The 22,504-nt window shown below is 42.2% G+C and carries 23 protein-coding genes and 2 tRNA genes; all 25 read left to right on the top strand.

Going from position 1 to position 22,504, the window contains the following annotated elements:
* Nucleotides 1-186: 186 nt before the first annotated feature.
* The 25 genes from veg to JVX94_RS14265 all read left to right on the top strand — a co-directional run bounded on the left by veg (nucleotide 187) and on the right by JVX94_RS14265 (nucleotide 22,470).
* Nucleotides 187-444, top strand: coding sequence for a biofilm formation stimulator Veg (gene veg / locus JVX94_RS14385; protein ID WP_024425637.1), 258 nt, complete (start codon nucleotides 187-189; stop codon nucleotides 442-444).
* A gap of 163 nt (nucleotides 445-607) precedes the next feature.
* Complete coding sequence (locus tag JVX94_RS14380; RefSeq protein WP_012008653.1) at nucleotides 608-793, top strand: small, acid-soluble spore protein, alpha/beta type; 186 nt, start codon at nucleotides 608-610, stop codon at nucleotides 791-793.
* A 146-nt stretch (nucleotides 794-939) separates the two neighbouring features.
* Nucleotides 940-1,809, top strand: a complete 870-nt coding sequence (ispE, locus tag JVX94_RS14375; protein ID WP_019743558.1) for a 4-(cytidine 5'-diphospho)-2-C-methyl-D-erythritol kinase — start codon at nucleotides 940-942, stop codon at nucleotides 1,807-1,809.
* Nucleotides 1,810-1,864: 55 nt separating this feature from the next.
* Nucleotides 1,865-2,698 carry a pur operon repressor gene (gene purR / locus JVX94_RS14370; RefSeq protein ID WP_024425638.1) on the top strand — a complete coding sequence of 278 codons (834 nt, stop codon included), beginning with the start codon at nucleotides 1,865-1,867 and terminating at the stop codon, nucleotides 2,696-2,698.
* A 38-nt stretch (nucleotides 2,699-2,736) separates the two neighbouring features.
* Nucleotides 2,737-3,114, top strand: coding sequence for a 2-iminobutanoate/2-iminopropanoate deaminase (ridA, locus tag JVX94_RS14365; protein WP_024425639.1), 378 nt, complete (start codon nucleotides 2,737-2,739; stop codon nucleotides 3,112-3,114).
* Between the two features lie 224 nt (nucleotides 3,115-3,338).
* Nucleotides 3,339-3,635, top strand: coding sequence for a septation regulator SpoVG (gene spoVG / locus JVX94_RS14360; protein WP_008357439.1), 297 nt, complete (start codon nucleotides 3,339-3,341; stop codon nucleotides 3,633-3,635).
* A gap of 198 nt (nucleotides 3,636-3,833) precedes the next feature.
* Complete coding sequence (gene glmU, locus JVX94_RS14355; RefSeq protein ID WP_095407536.1) at nucleotides 3,834-5,204, top strand: bifunctional UDP-N-acetylglucosamine diphosphorylase/glucosamine-1-phosphate N-acetyltransferase GlmU; 1,371 nt, start codon at nucleotides 3,834-3,836, stop codon at nucleotides 5,202-5,204.
* Between the two features lie 22 nt (nucleotides 5,205-5,226).
* A complete protein-coding gene (locus tag JVX94_RS14350; RefSeq protein WP_024425641.1) occupies nucleotides 5,227-6,180 on the top strand; it encodes a ribose-phosphate diphosphokinase in 954 nt (317 codons plus the stop codon).
* 138 nt (nucleotides 6,181-6,318) lie between these two features.
* Nucleotides 6,319-6,945 (top strand): 50S ribosomal protein L25/general stress protein Ctc, encoded by a 627-nt coding sequence (locus tag JVX94_RS14345; protein WP_024425642.1) that lies wholly within the window; start codon nucleotides 6,319-6,321, stop codon nucleotides 6,943-6,945.
* 141 nt (nucleotides 6,946-7,086) lie between these two features.
* A complete protein-coding gene (gene pth, locus JVX94_RS14340; RefSeq protein ID WP_034624433.1) occupies nucleotides 7,087-7,653 on the top strand; it encodes an aminoacyl-tRNA hydrolase in 567 nt (188 codons plus the stop codon).
* 55 nt (nucleotides 7,654-7,708) lie between these two features.
* Nucleotides 7,709-7,939 carry an anti-sigma-F factor Fin gene (gene fin / locus JVX94_RS14335; protein ID WP_003217967.1) on the top strand — a complete coding sequence of 77 codons (231 nt, stop codon included), beginning with the start codon at nucleotides 7,709-7,711 and terminating at the stop codon, nucleotides 7,937-7,939.
* A 68-nt stretch (nucleotides 7,940-8,007) separates the two neighbouring features.
* Nucleotides 8,008-11,541, top strand: a complete 3,534-nt coding sequence (gene mfd, locus JVX94_RS14330) for a transcription-repair coupling factor (RefSeq protein ID WP_095407538.1) — start codon at nucleotides 8,008-8,010, stop codon at nucleotides 11,539-11,541.
* Between the two features lie 139 nt (nucleotides 11,542-11,680).
* The gene (spoVT, locus tag JVX94_RS14325; protein ID WP_034284159.1) at nucleotides 11,681-12,217 is read left to right on the top strand and encodes a stage V sporulation protein T; all 537 of its coding nucleotides are present in this window, start codon (nucleotides 11,681-11,683) and stop codon (nucleotides 12,215-12,217) included.
* A gap of 190 nt (nucleotides 12,218-12,407) precedes the next feature.
* Nucleotides 12,408-14,012, top strand: a complete 1,605-nt coding sequence (locus tag JVX94_RS14320) for a putative polysaccharide biosynthesis protein (RefSeq protein WP_205183546.1) — start codon at nucleotides 12,408-12,410, stop codon at nucleotides 14,010-14,012.
* Nucleotides 14,002-15,486: a bifunctional methyltransferase/pyrophosphohydrolase YabN gene (gene yabN, locus JVX94_RS14315; RefSeq protein WP_144473118.1), complete on the top strand. Its 1,485-nt coding sequence runs from the start codon at nucleotides 14,002-14,004 to the stop codon at nucleotides 15,484-15,486. The genes JVX94_RS14320 and yabN overlap by 11 nt, the downstream gene beginning before the upstream one ends.
* Nucleotides 15,483-15,743: an RNA-binding S4 domain-containing protein gene (locus JVX94_RS14310; protein ID WP_008341839.1), complete on the top strand. Its 261-nt coding sequence runs from the start codon at nucleotides 15,483-15,485 to the stop codon at nucleotides 15,741-15,743. The genes yabN and JVX94_RS14310 overlap by 4 nt, the downstream gene beginning before the upstream one ends.
* Nucleotides 15,744-15,816: 73 nt before the next feature.
* On the top strand, nucleotides 15,817-16,125 hold the full coding sequence (gene yabP / locus JVX94_RS14305; RefSeq protein WP_048239558.1) for a sporulation protein YabP: 309 nt from the start codon (nucleotides 15,817-15,819) through the stop codon (nucleotides 16,123-16,125).
* Nucleotides 16,122-16,760 (top strand): spore cortex biosynthesis protein YabQ, encoded by a 639-nt coding sequence (yabQ, locus tag JVX94_RS14300; RefSeq protein WP_039175923.1) that lies wholly within the window; start codon nucleotides 16,122-16,124, stop codon nucleotides 16,758-16,760. Before yabP ends, yabQ begins: the two co-directional genes overlap by 4 nt.
* An 18-nt stretch (nucleotides 16,761-16,778) precedes the next feature.
* The gene (locus JVX94_RS14295) at nucleotides 16,779-17,153 is read left to right on the top strand and encodes an FtsB family cell division protein (protein ID WP_003217952.1); all 375 of its coding nucleotides are present in this window, start codon (nucleotides 16,779-16,781) and stop codon (nucleotides 17,151-17,153) included.
* A gap of 82 nt (nucleotides 17,154-17,235) precedes the next feature.
* Nucleotides 17,236-17,631, top strand: a complete 396-nt coding sequence (locus JVX94_RS14290) for a S1 domain-containing RNA-binding protein (RefSeq protein ID WP_008357409.1) — start codon at nucleotides 17,236-17,238, stop codon at nucleotides 17,629-17,631.
* Between the two features lie 176 nt (nucleotides 17,632-17,807).
* A tRNA-Met gene (locus JVX94_RS14285) sits at nucleotides 17,808-17,881 on the top strand.
* A gap of 25 nt (nucleotides 17,882-17,906) precedes the next feature.
* Nucleotides 17,907-17,978 (top strand) — tRNA-Glu (locus JVX94_RS14280).
* A gap of 203 nt (nucleotides 17,979-18,181) precedes the next feature.
* Nucleotides 18,182-20,665: a stage II sporulation protein E gene (gene spoIIE / locus JVX94_RS14275; protein WP_203129117.1), complete on the top strand. Its 2,484-nt coding sequence runs from the start codon at nucleotides 18,182-18,184 to the stop codon at nucleotides 20,663-20,665.
* A gap of 76 nt (nucleotides 20,666-20,741) precedes the next feature.
* Complete coding sequence (locus JVX94_RS14270) at nucleotides 20,742-21,479, top strand: vWA domain-containing protein (RefSeq protein ID WP_048239564.1); 738 nt, start codon at nucleotides 20,742-20,744, stop codon at nucleotides 21,477-21,479.
* Nucleotides 21,463-22,470 (top strand): protein kinase domain-containing protein, encoded by a 1,008-nt coding sequence (locus tag JVX94_RS14265; RefSeq protein ID WP_205183544.1) that lies wholly within the window; start codon nucleotides 21,463-21,465, stop codon nucleotides 22,468-22,470. The genes JVX94_RS14270 and JVX94_RS14265 overlap by 17 nt, the downstream gene beginning before the upstream one ends.
* The last annotated feature ends 34 nt before the right edge of the window (nucleotides 22,471-22,504 follow it).

Below are 22,504 nucleotides of genomic sequence, written 5' to 3'. Positions count from 1 at the left end.
TATGGTCAAAAAGAAATTTCAATAGGATACATAATTCACCGGAATTTGAGAAAAATAGGGAGGAGAAAAGGTAGAAGTTTGTCAAAATTATTTTGTTGACAATGGCTCGTGTTGGTTGATATAATTTAATTTTTATTTGACAAAAATGGGCCGTTGTTGTATAATTATCTCAGTGAGGTGGATGCAATGGCGAAGACTTTGTCCGACATCAAAAGATCGCTTGATGGTAACTTAGGTAAACGTTTGACGTTAAAGGCTAACGGAGGCCGCCGTAAAACAATTGAGCGTTCGGGCATTTTAGCTGAAACGTACCCTTCTGTATTTGTGATTCAATTAGATCAAGATGAGAATTCGTTTGAAAGAGTTTCTTACAGTTATGCAGATATACTGACTGAGACGGTCGAATTAACGTTCGATGATGCCGCTAGCTCAGTCGCCTATTAATGGGCAGTGAACTTTTTGTTTACTGCTTTTTGTTTTGCCTTTTTTTCTGAATGGGAGTCTGTCCATTTTTTGAAAGGGGTAAAAGAAAGGATTCGATACAAAATAAGAAAGCCACAAAAGCAGTGGCACTGATTCGAATTCTCGACTAAAGGGGCTGTTTCGTTTGGGTAGACGCCGAGGCATTATGTCAGATGAGTTCAAATACGAGCTGGCGAAGGATCTTGGATTTTATGATACCGTCAAAAATGGAGGCTGGGGAGAAATTCGTGCACGTGACGCAGGTAATATGGTCAAACGTGCCATCGAATTAGCTCAGCAGCACATGGCTCAGGATGAGAATCAACGATAGAAAAATGGTCAGGGATACCTCGGGTGTCTCTGGCTTTTTTTGTTGAAAAAGTCAGTGTGCTGGGCGTGAAAGCCAATATTCATCAGATCCATCAAATGTGATACAATATTGATACTTATGTTTAGATGGAGAAGTAGGTGAAATGTTTGCGTATTTTAGAAAAAGCACCGGCAAAAATTAATCTCTCACTTGATGTTCATGGAAAAAGACCGGATGGATATCACGAAGTGGAGATGGTGATGACAACAATAGACCTTGCAGATCGACTTGAGCTGACGGAGCTGGACAAAGATGAAATCCGTGTATCATCTCATAATCGATTTGTGCCAGATGATCAGCGTAACCTGGCTTATCAGGCGGCTAAATTACTCAAAACAAGGTTCGGTATTCAAAAAGGGGTATCGATTGTCATCACAAAAGCAATTCCTGTTGCAGCAGGTTTAGCTGGAGGCAGCAGTGATGCTGCAGCAGCGCTTCGCGGTTTAAACCGTTTGTGGAAGTTAAATCTCACGTTAGATGAACTGGCTGAGCTTGGAGCGGAGATCGGCTCAGATGTGTCTTTTTGTGTACACGGAGGCACAGCACTAGCGACAGGACGTGGAGAGAAACTAAAGCATATCGCGACACCACCGCATTGCTGGGTGATTTTAGCGAAGCCGGTGATTGGGGTATCTACAGCTGAAGTTTATAGACAATATGACGCAAGCAAAGTAGAACACCCAAATGTACAGCGTATGATTGAAGCCATTGAAGCGAAAGATTATAAAGAGATGTGCGGCTCACTCGGTAACGTTCTGGAGTCTGTGACATTAAAGATGTATCCGGAAGTAGATATGATCAAAAGACAGATGAAGCGTTTCGGTGCTGATGCTGTATTAATGAGTGGAAGCGGCCCAACTGTGTTTGGCTTGATTCAATATGAATCGAAGGTACAAAGAATATATAACGGACTGAGAGGATTTTGTGATCAAGTATACGCTGTCCGCATGATCGGCGAACAAAATGCCCTTGATTAAATCCGTATATTAAGTTATATTATTCATAAATTATTCGGGTTCTGGGGGTAAGTTCATGAAGTTTCGTCGAAGCGGCAGATTGGTGGACTTAACAAATTATTTGTTAGCCCACCCGCACGTACTAGTACCTTTAACTTTTTTTGCAGAACGTTATCAATCTGCAAAGTCCTCCATTAGTGAAGACTTAACGATTATCAAACAGACCTTCGAACAGCAGGGAATAGGCACATTGCTTACTGTACCTGGCGCTGCTGGCGGAGTGAAATATATTCCAAAAATACACCTAAAAGAAGCAGATGACGTAGTAAACGATATCGGAGAGGCATTATCAACTCCTGAACGTGTACTTCCTGGCGGTTATTTATATTTAACCGATGTTTTAGGCAATCCATCGATTCTTGCGAAAATCGGTAAGCTGTTTGCGACCATCTTTGCGGATCGTGCGATTGATGTCGTCATGACAGTTGCGACAAAGGGTATTCCGATTGCCTATTCTGTTGCGGGTTATTTAAATGTCCCTGTTGTAATCGTTAGAAAAGATAATAAGGTAACCGAAGGATCAACTGTCAGTATTAATTATGCGTCAGGTTCTTCTAACCGAATTCAAACCATGTCCCTTGCAAAGCGCAGCTTAGATAAAGGCTCCAATGTGTTGATCATTGATGACTTTATGAAAGCGGGCGGAACCATTAACGGCATGATGAATTTGCTTGAGGAATTTAATGCAAATGTTGCAGGGATCGGTGTTCTTTTAGAAGATGAAGGCGTAGATGAACGTCTTGTCGATGAATATGTCTCGTTGTTAAAGCTTTCAACCATTGATATGAAGCAAAAAATCATTGAGATCAATGAAGGCAATTTCCACGAGTTTTTTCATTCGAAAGCGTAAGCTTTGATTAAACATGTATTTGAATGGGAGAGATTGATATGACAAAAGTTGTTCAAACCAAACATGCACCAGCAGCCATTGGACCTTACTCTCAAGGAATTATTGTCAATAACATGTTTTACAGCTCAGGACAGATTCCATTAACTCCAGCTGGAGATTTTGTCAATGGAGATATTAAAGAACAAACTCATCAAGTGTTCCGTAATCTTGAGGCTGTACTTGAAGCAGCAGGTGCTTCCTTTGAAACAGTCGTGAAAGCAACTGTTTTCATTAAAGATATGGAACAATTCGCTGAAGTGAATGAAGTGTACGGTGAGTATTTCCATACACATAAGCCAGCTCGTTCATGTGTGGAAGTGGCAAGACTTCCAAAGGATGCGCTTGTAGAAATAGAAGTAGTTGCATTAGTAAAATAAACAGGCACTCTCAATGAAAGCCGTTTGGTTTCATCATATGCAGGAAAAGACATCATCATGATGTCTTTTTTTATGCTAAAAATGTAAGCGTCGTCACGAATATGACAAATAATGTATAAATATCCCGATATTTCAAAAAAAGTTTAAAAAAAGAGCAGGAGAATTACCACGATCGTTGAATACCTAAGTAATGCTTTTATATTGGGAAAAGGTGGTGAACTACTGTGGAAGTTACTGACGTAAGATTACGCCGCGTGAATACCGATGGTCGCATGAGGGCGATTGCATCCATCACGCTGGACCACGAATTTGTTGTTCATGATATTCGTGTGATTGATGGAAACAATGGGTTGTTTGTTGCAATGCCTAGCAAACGCACGCCTGATGGAGAGTTTCGCGATATTGCACATCCAATTAATTCAAGCACTCGGGGTAAAATCCAAGATGCTGTTTTAAATGAATATCATCGCTTAGGCGAAGAGGAAGAAACAATTGAATATGAAGAAGCTGGAGCTTCTTAATCATACGTGAACCTAAAAAGACAGCTTTAAGAGAAAATGAATGTTTTCTTTTAAATGCTGTCTTTTTTGCGTTCTTTCTCTTGTTTCTTATGTGTTTCATCTGTTAGAAAATTATTGTACTTCCTGATGTATCCTTGAAATCAGTCCTTATTTAGGATATATTTTTCTATGGATAATAGGGATATTGGAGGCCAATCAATGGATAAGCGGTTCGCAGTGATTTTAGCAGCGGGAAAAGGAACGAGAATGAAGTCGAAGCTATATAAAGTACTTCATCCAGTTTGCGGAAAGCCAATGGTCGAGCATGTGGCAGATGAAGCGTTAAAGCTTTCTTTAGCCAAGCTAGTGACGATTGTCGGTCATGGAGCAGAGGACGTGAAAGAGCAGCTTGGAGACAGAAGTGAGTATGCACTTCAAGAAGAACAGCTGGGAACAGCCCATGCCGTCAAACAAGCAAAGTCGTTCCTTGCGCAGGAAAAGGGAACAACCATTGTCATTTGTGGTGATACGCCCTTATTGACAGCGGAAACAATGGAAGCCATGTTAAGCGAGCATCAAAAACATCAAGCGAAAGTCACTATTTTAACAGCACATGCGGATGATCCGACAGGCTATGGCCGTATTATTCGTGACGAAACAGGTGCTGTCGTGAAAATTGTCGAGCATAAAGATGCGAACGATGCAGAGCGTCAAGTGAATGAAATTAATACAGGGACTTATTGCTTTTCAAATGAAGATCTCTTCCGTGTGATTGAGCAAGTGTCGAATGAAAATGCACAGGGTGAATACTACTTGCCAGACGTCATTGAAATTTTAAAAAATGAAGGGCAAACAGTTGCAGCTTATCAAACGCCGCATTTTGAAGAAACACTTGGAGTCAATGATCGTATCGCTCTATCACAAGCAGAGCAATTCATGAAGCGACGTATTAATCATCAGCATATGAAGAATGGTGTGACCTTGATTGATCCTGAGAACACGTATATTTCGCCAGATGCTGTCATCGGCGAAGATACAATCATTTATCCTGGGACGGTCATCAAAGGGAATGTAAAAATCGGTGCAGATGCCACTATTGGGCCAAACACTGAGATTGTTGACAGCATCATCGGAGATCGAACAGCCATTAAGCAATCTGTCGTCTGCGATAGTGAGGTTGGAGTCGATGTGACAATTGGACCGTTCGCTCATATTCGCCCGTTGTCGAAAATTGGCGATGAAGTGAAAATCGGGAATTTTGTCGAAATCAAGAAAACGGTTTTCGGTGACCGAAGCAAAGCATCTCATCTAAGCTACATTGGAGATGCAGAGGTCGGAACTGATGTAAACCTTGGCTGTGGTTCCATTACAGTCAACTATGATGGGAAAAACAAATTCTTAACGAAGATTGAAGACGGCGCCTTTATTGGCTGTAATTCAAATCTCGTTGCACCAGTCACTGTCGGAAAAGGGGCATATGTTGCAGCCGGTTCAACGGTTACAGAAGATGTACCGCAGGATGCATTGTCTATTGCTAGAGCAAGACAAGTCAATAAAGAAGATTATGTGAAAAATATTCATAAAAAATAATCCAAATACCCGGAGGTTTACCATGTCTAATCGTTATGCTGATGCGAATTTAAAGATATTCTCTTTGAATTCAAACCCTGAACTTGCCAAAGAAATTGCCGATCGTATCGGAGTTGATGTAGGAAAGAGCTCTGTTAAACGCTTTAGTGACGGTGAAGTCCAAATTAATATTGAAGAAAGTATCCGCGGCTGTGATTGCTATGTCATTCAATCAACAAGTGCGCCAGTCAATGAGCATATTATGGAACTGCTCATTATGGTGGATGCGCTAAAACGCGCTTCTGCGAAAACTGTCAATATTGTGATCCCTTATTACGGATACGCACGTCAAGATCGTAAGGCAAAACCTCGTGAGCCAATTACTGCGAAGCTTTTTGCGAACTTGCTTGAAACAGCAGGTGCTACACGTGTGATTGCACTTGATCTTCATGCGCCGCAAATCCAAGGTTTCTTTGATATTCCAATCGATAACTTAATGGCTGTGCCAATCTTAACAAACTATTTCGAACAGAAGAACTTGAATGATATCGTTGTTGTGTCTCCTGACCACGGTGGTGTGACACGTGCGCGTAAAATGGCAGACCGCCTGAAAGCGCCAATCGCAATTATCGACAAACGCCGTCCAAAGCCAAACGTTGCTGAAGTCATGAACATTATTGGTAACATTGAAGGCAAAACGGCCATTCTAATCGATGATATCATTGATACAGCTGGTACTATTACACTTGCTGCAAATGCACTTGTGGAAAATGGAGCGGCTGAAGTCTATGCTTGCTGTACGCACCCAGTATTGTCTGGACCAGCAGTAGAACGTATCACAAACTCTAAAATTAAAGAATTAGTTGTGACAAACAGTATTCAATTAACTGATGACAAGAAAGTTGGAAAATTCATTCCGCTTTCAGTTGGGCCTTTGCTTGCAGAAGCCATCATCCGTGTACATGAAGAAGAATCTGTGAGCTACCTTTTCAGCTAATTTTCTGATTAAAAAAGGCCCTAGGCATCAGCTTAGGGTCTTTTTGCTTTCATCAATCACAGTGAAACATGTTTAAAATGATTCGGTTATGGGTAATTATGAGAGTAGTGACAAAAAAGAAATAGGATGGTGCTGAATATGGCAACTTTAAAAGCAAATAAAAGAACTGATTTCAAACGTTCCACACTGCAAAAAATCCGTCATTCAGGACACGTTCCTGGTGTCATATACGGAAAAAATACAGACAGCCTGGCTGTTTCATTAGACAGCATCGATTTATTAAAAACCTTACGTGATGAAGGGAAGAATACAATTATCACCTTAGACGTGGGTGGTGAAACGAAATCTGTAATGGTGACAGAATTACAAACAGATCCGTTGAAAAACGAGCTTGTCCATGCTGATTTCCAAGTCGTTGACTTACAGCGTGAAATTGAGGCAGATGTACCAATACAGCTGATTGGCGAGTCTAAAGGGGTAAAAGATGGCGGTGTGCTTCAGCAGCCACTATTTGAACTATCTGTTACAGCGAAACCAAAAGACATACCGCAGAATATTGAAGCTGATATTACAAACTTAGAAGTCAATGATGTCTTAACAGTTGCTGATCTGCCTGTTCAGTCATCTTATCAAATCAATAACGATCCAGAAGAAGTCGTGGCATCCATTCTGCCGCCTCAGCAATCAGAGGTTCCTGAGCCAGATAGCGAAGAGGAGCCGCAAGAGCCTGAGGCCATTAAAGAAAAGGATGACGATGGAGAATAACTGGTCATTTTAGAGACGTAACCCTCCCGCGGTTGCGTCTTTTGTGCTAGAATGAAAAGAATTCATACGTTTTTACATGAGGCAATCTGATTGGCTCATTTTTTAGGCGTGTGCTGTGTGACAAAGGAGGTTATTGGTTTCATGATTGCATTCGTTGGATTAGGCAATCCAGGAAAAGAATATGAAAAAACAAGACATAATGTCGGGTTTATGACAATAGATGAATTATCGAAAAAATGGGACATTCCTTTAAATCAATCAAAATTCCATGGACAATTTGGAACTGGGTTTGTTTCGGGGCAAAAGGTTCTACTTGTAAAGCCGCTTACATATATGAACTTATCAGGAGAATGTGTGCGTCCGCTGATGGACTATTACGATATTCCCCTTGAACATTTGAAAGTGATTTATGATGATCTTGATTTGCCAACTGGCCGGATTCGCTTACGTACAAAAGGAAGTGCGGGTGGGCATAATGGAATCAAATCATTGATTCAGCATTTAGGTTCACCTGAATTTGACCGATTCCGTATCGGCATTGGACGTCCTCAAAACGGCATGAAGGTCGTTGATTACGTACTAGGACGTTTCTCAGAAGAGGAACAGCCTGACATTGCATCAGCCATTCAAGCGTCTGTTGAGGCCTGTGAAGCAGCTTTAAAAAAGCCATTTTTAGAAGTGATGAATGATTTTAACAAGAAGGTATAAGAATGATAAGCAAAGCACATACTGATCATAAAATCTCAGCATGGGAGGATCACGTATGGCTTTGCATTATTACTGCCGCCACTGTGGTGTAAAGGTTGGCAGTCTAGATGAATCCGCTGTCCAAAGTGAAGCACTTGGATTTCATCACTTAACAAATGAGGAAAGAAACGATATGATTTCTTATAGGGAAAATGGTGATTTACATGTACAAACCATTTGTGAGGATTGCCAAGAGGCGCTCGAAAGAAATCCTGATTACCATCAGTATCATACTTTTATTCAATAAAAAAGCTTTGGTGTAGATATTAGACCAAAGCGTTTTTCTGTTTTAAACAAACAGGGAGGAGGAGCCAAATGAAAAACATACAATCATTTATCAAACAAAGTGATGATTTTCAGTCCATTTTTAATGGGCTAAAGGAAGGGTTAAAAGAACAGCTGCTTGCCGGACTATCAGGCTCCGTCAGATCTTTATTTACAGCCGCGATATCAGACGAACTTAAGCGGCCAATGTTTATTGTGACTCACAATTTATATCAGGCGCAGAAGGTAACAGATGATCTAGCAAGTGTGATGCCGGATCGCTCGGTTCTTCTTTATCCTGTCAATGAACTCATCGCTTCAGAAATTGCAGTGGCCAGCCCTGAGCTGAGAGCACAGCGTTTAGATGTCCTGAATCGACTTGCAAATGGAGAAAACCCTATTATCGTCACTCCCGCTGCTGCGGTCCGCAGGATGCTTCCACCAGTTGAGCTCTGGAAGGAGAGTCAGGTCCATTTAAAGATCGGTGAAGAAATTGATTTGGAGGCGTTTTCAAAACAGCTCGTACAAATTGGTTATGACCGGACGTCAATGGTTGCTGCGCCCGGAGATTTTAGTGTGCGCGGAGGAATTATCGACATCTATGCGTTAACGGAAGATCATCCAATCCGTATTGAACTGTTTGATACAGAAATAGACTCCATTCGAACGTTTCATTCAGATACACAGCGTTCATTAGAAACCCTTCAAGAAATCAAAATAGGTCCGGCAAAAGAGTTGATTGTGAGAGGGCCTGAACGTGTGAGAGCCATTGAACAGCTTGATCAAGGGCTGGCGAAGAGTTTAAAGAAATTCAACTCAGATCAGCAAAAAGAGCTGCTTCATCAAAATATTTCTGCTGATCGCGAGAAGCTGCTAGAAGGCATCGTGACACAGGAAATGACGAAGTACCTGTCCTATTTCTATGAAAAGCCTGCTAGTTTGCTAGATTATACATCGCAGGATACGATTATTATTTTAGATGAAATCAGCAGAATTCAGGAGATGGAAGAACAGCTTGAGCAGGAAGAAGCTGATTGGACAATTAGTCTGCTTGAAGAAGGCAATATTCTTCATGATTTATCTCTATCTTTCCCGTTCCAAGAACTGATCAATCAGCAATCGAGGTCCATTCTGTACTACTCCTTGTTCCTGAGACATGTCCAGCAGACAAATCCGCAAAATATCGTCAATGTATCTAGTAAGCAAATGCAGAATTTCCACGGGCAGATGAATGTGCTGGCGAGTGAAATTGAACGCTATAAAAAACAGCAATACACGGTTGTCTTCTTAGGTGCTGATGAAGAACGGACAGAAAAGCTGTCGTCTGTTCTGCATGATTATGACATTGAAGCCGCTCTTGCTAAACCGGACGCTGAGCTTGTAAGCGGACAGGTGTATATTTTACAAGGTGAGCTCCAAACAGGCTTTGAACTGCCGTTATCCAAAATTGCTGTGATCACAGAAGGTGAACTTTTCAAGAAACGTGTGAAAAAGCAGGCGCGTAAACAAAAGCTGACCAATGCAGAGCGAATCAAGAGCTATTCAGAGCTTCAAGTCGGCGATTATGTGGTGCACATTAACCACGGGATCGGTAAATATTTAGGAATTGAAACGCTTGAAATCGGCGGCATTCATAAAGATTATTTAAATATTCATTATCAAGGAAGCGACAAGCTTTATGTACCGGTTGAACAAATTGATCAGGTGCAGAAATATGTAGGATCAGAAGGCAAAGAACCAAAGCTGTACAAACTAGGCGGCAGCGATTGGAAACGCGTGAAGAAAAAAGTTGAAACATCTGTACAGGATATCGCAGATGATCTGATTAAGCTGTACGCAGAACGTGAGGCAAGCAAAGGATATGCCTTCTCGCCTGACCATGAGATGCAGCGCCAGTTTGAATCTGCGTTCCCTTACCAGGAAACAGATGATCAAATCCGTTCGATTCACGAAATTAAACAGGATATGGAGCGGGAGCGTCCAATGGACCGTCTGCTTTGTGGAGATGTGGGTTACGGAAAAACGGAGGTGGCCATTCGAGCGGCCTTCAAAGCCATTGCTGACGGGAAGCAGGTAGCCCTGCTAGTTCCGACAACCATCTTAGCGCAGCAGCATTTTGACACAATCATGGACCGATTCCAAGACTACCCTGTCAAAATTGCGCAGCTGAGCCGTTTCCGTACAAGAAAAGAAACAACCGAAACGTTAAAAGGGCTGAAAAACGGAACGATTGATATGGTCATCGGCACACACCGTCTTCTTTCAAAAGACATCGTCTACAAGGATTTAGGGCTGTTAATCATTGATGAGGAACAGCGTTTTGGTGTGACGCATAAAGAGAAAATTAAACAGATGAAAGCCAATATCGACGTACTGACATTAACGGCTACGCCAATTCCGCGTACGCTTCATATGTCCATGCTTGGCGTGCGGGATTTATCGGTTATTGAAACACCGCCTGAAAACCGATTCCCTGTTCAAACCTATGTGGTCGAGTACAATGGTGCTTTAGTCAGAGAAGCGATTGAGCGAGAATTAGCACGCGGCGGTCAAGTGTACTTCCTTTACAACCGTGTTGAGGATATTGAACGAAAAGCAGATGAAATCTCCATGCTAGTCCCAGACGCAAAAGTCAGTTATGCGCACGGGAAAATGAGTGAGAACGAGCTGGAATCAGTGATGATCAATTTCCTTGAAGGTGAATCAGATGTATTGGTCAGTACCACCATCATTGAAACGGGAGTCGATATTCCAAATGTGAACACACTCATCGTCCACGATGCCGATAAAATGGGGCTTTCTCAGCTGTACCAGCTAAGAGGACGAGTCGGGCGTTCGAACCGTGTTGCTTATGCTTATTTCACGTATCGAAAAGATAAAGTTCTTTCTGAAGTTGCGGAGAAAAGACTTCAAGCTATTAAAGAATTCACAGAGCTCGGATCTGGGTTTAAAATTGCGATGCGTGATTTAACAATTCGAGGAGCAGGGAACTTACTTGGTGCTCAGCAGCATGGTTTCATTGATTCGGTTGGATTCGACCTCTATTCTCAAATGCTGAAAGAAGCCATTGAGGAAAGAAGAGGCGATACAACGGCACAAGATAAATTTGAGCCAGAAATTGATCTGCAAATTGATGCTTACATCCCAGACACTTATATTTCGGATGGCAAGCAAAAGATTGAAATGTATAAACAGTTCAGAGCAATTGGCTCGATTGAAGAGCGAAAAGAGCTTCAGGATGAAATGATCGACCGATTTGGTGAATATCCGCAAGAAGTGGCTGACTTGTTTACGATTGCGACAATGAAGGTGTACGCTGTCCAGGAACGTGTCGAGCTGATCAAGATGGAGAAAGGCATTGTCAGACTTACCCTTGATGAGAAAGCAAGCAGTGAAATCGACGGTCAAAAATTATTTGAGCTCGGCAGTAAATATGGGCGTGAAATCGGGTTAGGAATGGAAGGCAGCAAGCTGATTATTTCTGTCCAAACGAAAGGCAAGAAGACCGAGGAATGGCTTGAGGTTGTTCTTAACATGCTTCGAGGCCTTCAAGATGTGAAAAAAGAAACCATTCCATCTTCATAAAATTTTGTTTGTCTCTCGTGTATATTACGTTTGATGTGACGGATACTAAACTCAGGGTCAAGTGGTGAATGTTGCATAAAGTGGACGCTTTTGTTCCATTCACCCAACACATCATCAAACGAAAGAGAGGCAGCAGTGAATGAAAGCAACTGGAATTGTACGCCGCATCGATGATCTAGGTAGAGTGGTTATTCCGAAGGAGATTCGCAGAACATTGCGCATCCGGGAAGGAGATCCGCTTGAGATTTTCGTCGACCGCGATGGAGAAGTGATTTTGAAGAAGTATTCGCCGATTAGTGAGCTAGGAGACTTTGCGAAGGAATATGCTGATGCATTATTCGACAGTCTGGGTCATTCCATCCTGATCTGTGATCGAGATACGTATATTGCTGTATCCGGCAGTTCGAAAAAAGAGTACTTAAACAAATCGATCAGTGATTTACTTGAACGAACAATGGATCAGCGTAATTCTGTGTTAGAAGAAAGCAAAAAAGAAATTCAACTTGTCGATGGTATTGATGATGACGTATCTTCTTATACCATTGCACCTATTGTTGCAAACGGAGATCCGATTGGCGCCGTCGTCTTATTTTCTAAAGAGCGTTCAATGGGAGAAGTGGAGCATAAAGCGGCAGAAACGGCAGCTGGCTTCTTAGCCCGTCAAATGGAACATTAGGTCTAATAACTCTATATCATTTTGATAAAACGAAAGAATGCCGATGAAATCATTTGATTTTGTCGGTTTTTTATATGGGATGAAACAAAACGAGAAATGTGCCGTCTACTCCTTAGAAAGGAACGTCTTTTCATTCACGTATGATATAATGAGTGCGTTTAACTGTAGATCTATTTTAAAGGAGTCATTCATGAAAAATGCTGTGAATCAGCCGCACTGGCTTTTCCAGGGTGCGGTGATTTTGACCATCGCAGGCTTGTTATCAAAGGTACTAAGTGCCGTTTACCGTGTCCCATTTCAAAACATCGTAGGGGACACAGGATTTTATATTTATCAGCAGGTATATCCATTCCTTGGCATTGCCATCATGCTTGGCACAACAGGATTTCCTGTCATGGTGTCCAAGCTTTTGAGTGACCATGGGGAAGAGAATCGACGGATCATTTCAAGGGTATCCTTGGTATATATCACATTACTGAGCCTAGTCTTATTTCTTTGCCTTTACATAGGAGCAGGCACAATTGCGAGCCTTATGGCAGACAGTCAATTAATTTTGCTCATCCAGATGAGTGCTTTTGTGTTTCTATTTCTGCCGCTCACTGTGATGCTGAGGGGCGTTTTTCAGAGTGACGGTCTGATGCTTCCAACGGCTGTTTCTCAATTAGTTGAGCAGCTCATCAGGGTAGGCGTTCTGCTTGTTTTATCCTTTTATTTCGTGAGACACGGCTATTCGCTTTATGAAACAGGGGCAGGTGCGGTATTCTCTTCTATTGCGGGAAGTGCGGCCTCGCTCATTTTGCTTCTTTTCCTTTGGCTGACCTATCGAAAGCAGTCTGCTGCAAGTATGTCAGGCAAACAGGCGACACTTCAAAAAAAAGATGTTTTGAAGAGTTTGGTGCTGTATACATTGACGATTTGTGTCAGCGGTTTGCTCATTTTATGGATGCAAATGATTGATGCCTTTCATCTGTATGCATTGCTGCGCAGCGAGGGTCTCAGTGAAGCGGCGGCAAAGGCGGCAAAAGGTGTGTATGACCGAGGTCAGCCGTTCTTGCAGCTAGGAACGGTGTTTGCCATCAGCATCGGAACCTCTCTTGTGCCATTTTTATCGGCAGCCATGAGGAATGGAGAGCATGAAACGATACGGCAAAAAGTTCGGTCATCGGTTAAGACCACGTCGGTATTAGGGATTGGATCAGCGGTTGGACTGATTTGTATTTTAGCACCAGTCAATACAATGCTTTTTCGTAATGATTTAGGCACCGATGCCTTGCAAATATTCTGTATATCGATTGCCTTTACGTCGATTGCCATTACGCAGGCGGCTTTACTGCAAGGGCTCGGGCATACCGTGTATCCAGCTGTTGTGGTGGTCCTCAGCGTGCTGGTGAAATGGATTCTAACGATTGCACTTGTTCCGTTATTTGGCATCCACGGGGCCGCATGGTCAACTGTATGTGGTTTTCTCACAGCAGCCTTGCTCAATGCCGTTTATTTGAAGCATAAAGGATGGATTTCATGGAGAGAGCTGTTCCCAGTAAAAATTCTTTTATCAGCCGCCTTCATGGCTGTGGTCTTAATAGGATATCAGACTCTGTTTTCATGCGTTATCCCCTTTGAAAAACGTCCGTTTTCCGTTTTAGAGAGCCTGACATCAGTTTTTATTGGTGGTTTCGCCTTTTTATATAGTATTCTTAAGCTAGAAGTATTTACGGACGAGGAATGGAGACTCATTCCATTAGGAGAAAAGATTTTATATTTTAAACAGATGAGAGGGAATCAAAATGGCAGGTAAGATTACCGTCGTCGGTCTCGGGGCAGGCGACATGGATCAGCTGACGCTCGGTGTATATAAGCAGCTGAAGCAGGCGAAAGAAGTATTTATGAGAACGCAGGATCATCCGCTTACCGCAGAGTTGATGCAGGAGGTCCCATCTCTCACCTTTTTTGATGAAATTTATGAAAAGCACGATCAGTTTGATCAGGTGTATCAGGAAATTACCGAAATATTATTTGCAGAGGCAGCGGAAAAAGACATTGTGTACGCAGTACCTGGTCATCCATTTGTAGCAGAAAAGACCGTACAGCTGCTCGTCGCTGAGCAGAAAGAGCGCGGGATTGAGGTGTCTGTCGCTGGTGGACAAAGCTTTCTAGATGCGACATTCAACTCCTTGCAGATTGACCCCATCGAGGGATTACAATTCGTTGATGCAGGGGATATGAGAGCGGATGATCTGAAATTAACCCAGCATGTCCTGATTTGTCAGGTATATGATCAGATGACAGCTTCGAATGTGAAACTCACGCTGATGGAAAAGCTCCCTGACGATTATGAAGTTTATATAGTGACAGCAGCTGGAAGCAGTCAGGAACAGATTACTGCCGTTCCTTTATTTGAACTTGATCGAGATGTGACGATAAATAACTTAACGAGTGTTTATGTTCCTCCGATTCAAGATGAACAGCTGCTTTATCAACAATTTGACACCTTCCGTGACGTTATACGTACATTAAGAGGTCCGGGCGGCTGTCCATGGGATCAAAAACAAACCAATGAGTCACTCAAACCATATTTAATTGAAGAATGCTATGAACTGCTTGAAGCGATAGATGAAGATGACCCAGATCATATAGTGGAAGAGCTCGGTGATGTGCTGCTGCAGGTGTTACTTCACGCTCAAATTGGCGAAGATGACGGTTATTTCTCTATTGATGACGTCATCCAGCATGTCACAGAAAAAATGATTCGGCGACACCCTCATGTGTTTGGTGACACGAATGTTTCTGAGGCAGCAGACGTGGTCGCCAACTGGGAAAAAATCAAGCAGCAGGAAAAGCCAGAGCGCGCCGCTTCTATTTTACAATCGATTCCGGCGACACTTCCAGCACTAACAAAGGCATATAAACTCCAAAAGAAAGCCGCCAAGGTGGGCTTTGATTGGACAGATGTTCAAGATATTTGGAACAAATACGAAGAAGAAAAGCAGGAATTTCTCGTTGAAGTGGCAGAGAAGACGGACGAAGGTGCAACGAAGCAGATGAAAGATGAATTTGGAGATCTTTTGTTTGTTCTCGTCAACATTGGCAGGTTCTATCACCTAGAGCCTGAAACGGCACTCGCTTCTGCCAACACAAAATTCATGCGGCGCTTTCAGCATATCGAACAAAAAGCAAAGGACATGGGCCGTTCATTAGATGACTTAACGCTAGAGGAAATGGATGACCTATGGAACGATGCGAAACGCATAGAAAGAGGTGAACATACATGAGATTAGATAAATTTTTAAAAGTATCTCGTTTAATTAAAAGAAGAACATTGGCAAAAGAAGTAGCTGATCAAGGCAGGATTTCTATTAACGGAACACAGGCGAAAGCAAGCTCTGACGTGAAAGAAGGAGATGAGCTCCAAATCCGCTTTGGTCAAAAACTAGTGACTGTTCAAGTCAACGAGTTAAAAGACACGACGAAAAAAGAAGAAGCGGCTGGCATGTACACTGTGCTAAAAGAAGAAAAAACAGCAGAATAGGGCTTGTTCTAAATGCCCCTTTTATCACATACAATGCAGTAACATGCAAGTATGAGATATGGGGGATGTATAAATGAATCAATATTATAATCAACCTCAAGGCACGAAGCTGTCATCAGAAGCGGAGCACAATGTCACAATGCGAAACAGAAAGCATTTAGATATTACCGGTGTCAAACAAGTGGAAAGCTTTGATAGTGAAGAATTTTTGCTTGAGACGGTCATGGGGATTCTCGCCATCCGCGGAGAAAATCTGCAAATGAAAAACCTAGACGTCGAAAAGGGCGTTGTGTCGATCAAAGGGCGTGTCTTTGATTTAATCTATGTGGATGAGCAGCACGGGGAGAAAGCTAAAGGATTTTTTAGCAAGCTGTTTAAATGACGCTGACAGTCCAGTTTTATACGATGCTTTCCATGGCGGCGATGGGCATCTGGCTGGGCGCATCGCTTGATACGTACAAGCTGTTTGTGAACCGGGAAAAAACAGCAAAATGGCTTTTGGCTATACACGATCTCCTTTTTTGGATGGTACAGGGTCTCTTATTCTTTTATGTTCTGCTGCTGACAAATGAGGGAGAATTCAGGCTTTATATTTTTCTAGCCGTTGCTCTTGGTTTCTCGATGTATCAGGCATTGATGAAACAGTTGTATCTTAAGATTCTCAAGTTTATCATGATGTGTGTATATCAGACCGTTCTCTTCCTGAAAAGGCTGGTCATGTCGATTGTCTTCCAGCCGATCCGCTGGATGATCACATTGGTCATAAGTGCTATTCTGTTCTTGCTCCACTCGCTCTTACGTCTAGTTCGTTTTACGTTTCGGCTCGTGTGGAAGGTGCTGTCGATTGTTTGTTATCCGCTCATCTGGTTACTCAATGTGACCATTATTCATCGGATTCCCGAAAAATGGCGAACATCAATGAGATTGTTTTTCTCAAAAGGAGCAGGAATTTTACAAGGGGCCAAGAAATTATCTGGTACCATCAAAACGAAATGGAAACAATTCTGGACAAAGTAAGAGAGGAGGCCTTCAACCTTGAACAAGAGAAAAAGAAATATCGCACAAATTCAAAATGATTATCAAAAACAAATGGAACAGCAAGCACAGCGCTTAAAACGCAAACGTCGCGGACTCCTTAGAAGGCTTACCGTGTTTGGTGTGATCGTGCTCATGTTTGCTGTCTTGGTGACAAGTGCCCTCTGGTCGCAATCGTCTTCACTAAAGGAAAAAGAAGAGAAGAAGGTTGCGCTCGAAAAAGAGTTGAAGCAATTACAAACAAAGCAGGAAGATATTTCTGATGAAATTAAGAAGCTGAAAAGCAAGGAATACGTACTCGAACTGGCACGACGGGACTATTATATGTCCAAAAAAGGCGAAAAAATCTTTGATGTGGGCAATAAGAGCGATTAGCCTTGTTGACACTTAAAATTCAGTTTATGTATAATTGAACAAATGAGATTTTTTTATAAGTCTAAGGAGGAGCACTTTTTTTATGTCGATTGAAGTTGGCAGCAAGTTACAAGGGAAAGTTACGGGCATTACAAATTTTGGAGCTTTTGTGGAGTTGCCAGGCGGTTCAACTGGTCTCGTTCATATCAGTGAGGTAGCCGATAACTATGTAAAAGATATTAATGAGCATTTAAAAGTCGGTGAACAAGTTGAAGTGAAAGTGATTAACGTTGAAAAAGACGGTAAAATCGGCTTGTCCATTAAAAAAGCAAAAGATCGTCCTCAACAACAATCAAGACCGAGCAGAAATGATTTCCGTCCGAAGGAATCGTTTGAACAAAAAATGAACAAATTCTTAAAAGATAGCGAAGATCGCTTAACATCTTTAAAACGTAACACGGAATCAAAACGTGGGGGGCGCGGAGCAAGAAGAGGTTAACTTGTTGCTGCTTTCTATATATTTTCACAACAAAGCATCTGCTGTTCAGCAGGTGCTTTTTTTATGATCCATCCGACATTTTTTGAGATTTCGTCATTTAATTTAAAACTTTCTATTGACGGACAAGCGAATCCTTTGTATTATAGTTCTTGTGCTTCTTAGCGCATTTTCATTATGGCGGTGTAGCTCAGCTGGCTAGAGCGTACGGTTCATACCCGTGAGGTCGGGGGTTCGATCCCCTCCGCCGCTATCCTTTTAACTAGAACATAAAGCAAGGCCCGTTGGTCAAGCGGTTAAGACACCGCCCTTTCACGGCGGTAACACGGGTTCGAATCCCGTACGGGTCATCTTCGAAACAGCTTTCTATAGGAAAGCTGTTTTTTTGTGCCTTCGTAAAATTCTGATGAAAGACATCGACTTTCATGAAAGTATGCCCCTTTGACGAATAAAGCGTCGAACGTTTTATGGAAACGACAACTTCTTTTGACAAAATTTCTTTTTCACCTTCGCTATAATGACAAGCAACGAATATCAGGTGGGGGATGAGAAGATGGAAAAACTAGAAAGAAGAACTGATTTAACAGGAGCGGGGTTTGAAAGAATCAGTGCGGGGTTAAAAAAGATGAAAAACCTGTTTCTTCATCACACGCATTCTCTTTTTTTCTATAAAGGGTTTATTTATGTTGTTCTAGGCTTTTTATTAGGACGAGCCTTTATATTATCTGAAATTATGCCGTTTGCTCTGCCTTTCTTTGGCTCCATGCTGCTTATTAAAAGAGATAAGGCGATGCTTGCCTGTCTAGCATTACTCGCTGGGGCGATGACGATATCACCTCAAAATGCATTGTTTGTGTTTGCGTCGCTGCTCATGTTTCTCCTTATGTCAAAGGTCGTTTCTTTCATCATCAAAGACCCAGTGAAAACATTACCGGTTGTCATTGTTCTCTCGATGCTGATCACCCGAGGAGCGTTTGTTTACCTAGAGCAAGGTGCTGTGCAAAGCTATGATTACGTCATGGCGGGTGTCGAAGCAGGACTTGCCTTCATTTTGACACTGATTTTTCTTCAAAGCCTGCCAATTTTTACAGTCAGGAAAATTAAACACTCTTTAAAGGTCGAAGAAATTATTTGTTTTATGATTTTAATTGCCTCAGTTTTAACTGGACTTGCTGGGATCTCATTTCAAGGGATGCAGGCAGAGCATATTTTGTCACGTTATGTAGTGCTGACATTTGCCTTTATTGGCGGAGCCAGTATTGGTTGTACGGTCGGTGTTGTGACAGGATTAATTCTCGGTCTCGCAAACATCGGAAACCTTTATCAGATGAGTCTTCTTGCCTTTTCAGGCTTACTAGGTGGATTGCTGAAAGAAGGGAAGAAAGCAGGGGCAGCCATCGGCTTAATTGTGGGTTCCTTACTCATTTCACTGTACGGGGAAGGTTCAGCAGGTCTCATGACCACACTGTATGAATCACTTATAGCGGTTGCGCTCTTTTTGCTCACGCCACAAACAGTCACCTCCAAGGTAGCGAAATACATTCCTGGTACGGTAGAGCATGTACAAGAGCAGCAGCAATATGCTCGTAAGGTACGAGACGTGACAGCAAAAAAGGTAGACCAATTCTCTAATGTATTTCATGCGCTGTCTGAGAGTTTTGCGACATTTTACGAATCCATTCCTGAAGAGAAGAAGCAGGAAGAGGATGTAGATCTTTTTTTAAGTACGATCACAGAACGATCCTGTCAAACGTGCTATAAGAAAAATAAATGCTGGGTGCAGAACTTTGATACAACCTATGAACTAATGAAACAAGTTATGCATGAATCTGATGAAAAAACGTATGAGCATAACCGAAAATTGAAAAAGAAATTTAGTCAGCACTGCTCAAAATCAAAACATGTCGAGGAATTGATTGAAGAGGAGATCGCTTACTATAAAGCCAACCAGACACTGAAGAAAAAAGTCCAAGACAGCAGACGTCTTGTGGCTGAACAGCTGATGGGGGTCTCGCAAGTGATGGAGGATTTTTCCCGGGAAATAAAACGCGAAAGAGAACAGCATTTTATTCAGGAAGAGCAGATGATAGAAGCGCTCCAGCACTTTGGCATTGAAATCCAGCAAGTAGAAATCTATAGCTTGGAGCAGGGAAATGTCGATATTGAAATGAGAATCCCATATTGTCAAGGGCATGGGGAATGTGAAAAAATCATTGCTCCAATGCTTTCAGATATTTTAGAAGAACAGATTTTAGTCAAAGCAGAGCAGTGTGCAGAGCATCCAACAGGCTATTGTCACGTTGTATTTGGCTCTGCTAAATCATATCGAGTGGCTACAGGTGTAGCTCATGCAGCAAAAGGCGGAGGACTGGTATCTGGAGACAGCTACAGCATGATGGAGCTTGGTGCGGGCAAGTATGCTGCAGCTATTAGTGATGGAATGGGCAATGGAGCACGGGCTCATTTTGAAAGCAATGAAACGATTAAGCTGTTAGAAAAAATATTGGCGTCAGGCATCAATGAAAAAGTGGCGATTAAAACCATTAATAGTATTTTATCTTTACGAACGACAGACGAGATCTATTCAACATTGGATCTATCGATCATTGATTTACAGGATGCGAGCTGTAAGTTCCTCAAGATTGGTTCAACACCCAGCTTTATTAAAAGGGGTGATCAGGTGATGAAGGTACAAGCAAGCAACTTGCCAATCGGTATTATTGATGAATTCGAAGTCGAGGTTGTGAGTGAACAAATGAAGGCAGGAGATCTATTGATTATGATGAGTGACGGCATTTTTGAAGGGCCGAAGCATATTGAAAATCATGATCTTTGGGTGAAACGGAAAATGAAAAGCTTTAAAACAGAAGATCCGCAAGAAATTGCTGATTTATTAATGGAAGAGGTTATTCGAACAAGAGCAGGCCAAATTGACGACGATATGACAGTTGTTGTCATCAGGCTCGACCACAACACACCAAAATGGGCTTCCATTCCGACCGGTACATTCTATCTTGAGAAACAAGAGATTTCTTAAAATATCGTATAATATGAATTTCTTCTGGCGATGATGGGGATATAAGCATTCAGTTACAATCCCAGGAGGAATGAAGATGCGAAAAGGTCACGTCAACCAAATCTTATTGATTACAGATGGCTGCTCAAATCACGGGGAAGATCCGCTTGCGATTGCCTCATTGGCAAAGGAACAAGGGATTACAGTCAATGTCATTGGCATTATGGAAGAAAACAGACACGATCATGAAGCGATGAAAGAAGTTGAGGGAATTGCTCTCGCAGGCGGAGGTATCCACCAAGTTGTCTACGTCCAGCAGTTATCTCAAACCGTACAAATGGTCACGAAAAAAGCGATGACACAAACCCTGCAAGGTGTTGTGAATAAAGAATTGCAGCAAATTCTCGGCAAAGATGCTGAAATTGAAGAGCTTCCACCTGATAAGCGCGGGGAAGTAATGGAGGTTGTCGATGAGTTAGGAGAGACGGTTCACCTTCAAGTACTCGTGCTTGTTGATACAAGTGCAAGTATGAAACCGAAGCTGCCGACCGTCAAAGAAGCACTCATCGACCTTTCCATCAGTTTAAATTCAAGAATTGGAGAAAATCAGTTTGGGATGTGTGTATTTCCCGGGAAAAACTCAGATGCTGAAATTGTATTGAATTGGACGCCTCGATTCGATTCATTATCATCTATTTTCCCAAAACTGACCACTGGAGGAATCACCCCAACGGGACCAGCGCTTCGGGAAGCACTTCAGCATTTCAAATCAGTGCGTTCACGCAAAGGGCTGCTTGAAGCAAAGGAAGAGCATAATGATGAATTCGGCTTCTAACATCCCGTTAGGCATGGTGATTCAAGGGAAATGGCACCACCATCATTACCGTATTGTAAAAGAGCTTGGAAAAGGGGCGAACGGTGTTGTCTATCTGGCCGAATCGCCACATGGGCAAGCGGCCCTTAAAGTGAGTGATGACAGTATGCTCATTGCATCTGAAGTCAATGTATTAAAATCCTTTTCAAAGGCTCCTGTGAAAACCATGGGGCCTTCTTTTTATGATATGGATGATGCGATTTATCCCGGTATGCCTCAAAAACGCTCTTTTTATGTGATGGAATATGTCAGAGGCCCATTATTGCTTGAATTTGTGAAACAAAAGGGTGATGAGTGGATTGTGGTTTTAATGATTCAGCTTTTATCCAGCTTGGCTCATTTACATCAGGAAGGTTGGATTTTTGGTGATTTAAAGCCGGATAATCTCATTGTTTCTGGTCCCCCTGCCACGATCCGGTGCATTGATGTAGGAGGAACGACGAAAGCGGGCAGGGCAATTAAGGAGTATACCGAGTTTTTTGATCGAGGCTATTGGGGATTCGGTACACGAAAAGCTGAACCAACTTATGATTTATTTGCCCTGACCATGGTGATGGTCAACTGTGCGTATAAGAAAGAATTCAAAAAAGGAGCAGAGCCAGATAAACAGCTTTATCGAGCCATTGAAGGACATCCTTTATTAAAGCGATATGAAAGGGTGTTAAAGGCTGCTCTACAAGGTAAGTATCAATCAGCAGCAGACATGAAAGGTGCGATGCTGAAAGAAGGACAGCTGATTGCATCAAGAAAATCGCGTCAAAAGAAGCAGCAGCAAAAAAATGCGCCAAAACCTGCTGTTAATCAAAATCAACAAGTGACTTCACGATCGCGGACTGCAGCAGCAAAAAGAACGTCAGTACGTAAAAAATCAGGCGGGCTTTTTGAAACCATTCTTATCGTATGCAGTGTACTCGCTCTTTACTGTGCATATGTGGTTTTGTTCCTGTTGTAGAGCTGTAAAAAAGCAGGCTTCTTCTTTGCTTGGA

Source organism: Bacillus sp. PDNC022, from assembly GCF_016919285.1.
In the GTDB taxonomy this organism is placed as follows: Bacteria; Bacillota; Bacilli; order Bacillales; family Bacillaceae; genus Bacillus; species Bacillus safensis.
This window is presented reverse-complemented; position numbering and strand designations above follow the sequence as displayed.

Excerpts from the sequence above, each read along its gene's own strand:
- veg (WP_024425637.1), top strand. The coding sequence starts at position 187 with ATGGCGAAGACTTTGTCCGACATCAAAAGATCGCTTGATGGTAACTTA.
- purR (WP_024425638.1), top strand. The coding sequence starts at position 1,865 with ATGAAGTTTCGTCGAAGCGGCAGATTGGTGGACTTAACAAATTATTTG.
- ridA (WP_024425639.1), top strand. The coding sequence starts at position 2,737 with ATGACAAAAGTTGTTCAAACCAAACATGCACCAGCAGCCATTGGACCT.
- glmU (WP_095407536.1), top strand. The coding sequence starts at position 3,834 with ATGGATAAGCGGTTCGCAGTGATTTTAGCAGCGGGAAAAGGAACGAGA.
- JVX94_RS14350 (WP_024425641.1), top strand. The coding sequence starts at position 5,227 with ATGTCTAATCGTTATGCTGATGCGAATTTAAAGATATTCTCTTTGAAT.
- JVX94_RS14345 (WP_024425642.1), top strand. The coding sequence starts at position 6,319 with ATGGCAACTTTAAAAGCAAATAAAAGAACTGATTTCAAACGTTCCACA.
- pth (WP_034624433.1), top strand. The coding sequence starts at position 7,087 with ATGATTGCATTCGTTGGATTAGGCAATCCAGGAAAAGAATATGAAAAA.
- fin (WP_003217967.1), top strand. The coding sequence starts at position 7,709 with ATGGCTTTGCATTATTACTGCCGCCACTGTGGTGTAAAGGTTGGCAGT.
- mfd (WP_095407538.1), top strand. The coding sequence starts at position 8,008 with ATGAAAAACATACAATCATTTATCAAACAAAGTGATGATTTTCAGTCC.
- spoVT (WP_034284159.1), top strand. The coding sequence starts at position 11,681 with ATGAAAGCAACTGGAATTGTACGCCGCATCGATGATCTAGGTAGAGTG.
- JVX94_RS14320 (WP_205183546.1), top strand. The coding sequence starts at position 12,408 with ATGAAAAATGCTGTGAATCAGCCGCACTGGCTTTTCCAGGGTGCGGTG.
- yabN (WP_144473118.1), top strand. The coding sequence starts at position 14,002 with ATGGCAGGTAAGATTACCGTCGTCGGTCTCGGGGCAGGCGACATGGAT.
- JVX94_RS14310 (WP_008341839.1), top strand. The coding sequence starts at position 15,483 with ATGAGATTAGATAAATTTTTAAAAGTATCTCGTTTAATTAAAAGAAGA.
- yabP (WP_048239558.1), top strand. The coding sequence starts at position 15,817 with ATGAATCAATATTATAATCAACCTCAAGGCACGAAGCTGTCATCAGAA.
- yabQ (WP_039175923.1), top strand. The coding sequence starts at position 16,122 with ATGACGCTGACAGTCCAGTTTTATACGATGCTTTCCATGGCGGCGATG.
- JVX94_RS14290 (WP_008357409.1), top strand. The coding sequence starts at position 17,236 with ATGTCGATTGAAGTTGGCAGCAAGTTACAAGGGAAAGTTACGGGCATT.
- spoIIE (WP_203129117.1), top strand. The coding sequence starts at position 18,182 with ATGGAAAAACTAGAAAGAAGAACTGATTTAACAGGAGCGGGGTTTGAA.
- JVX94_RS14270 (WP_048239564.1), top strand. The coding sequence starts at position 20,742 with ATGCGAAAAGGTCACGTCAACCAAATCTTATTGATTACAGATGGCTGC.
- JVX94_RS14265 (WP_205183544.1), top strand. The coding sequence starts at position 21,463 with ATGAATTCGGCTTCTAACATCCCGTTAGGCATGGTGATTCAAGGGAAA.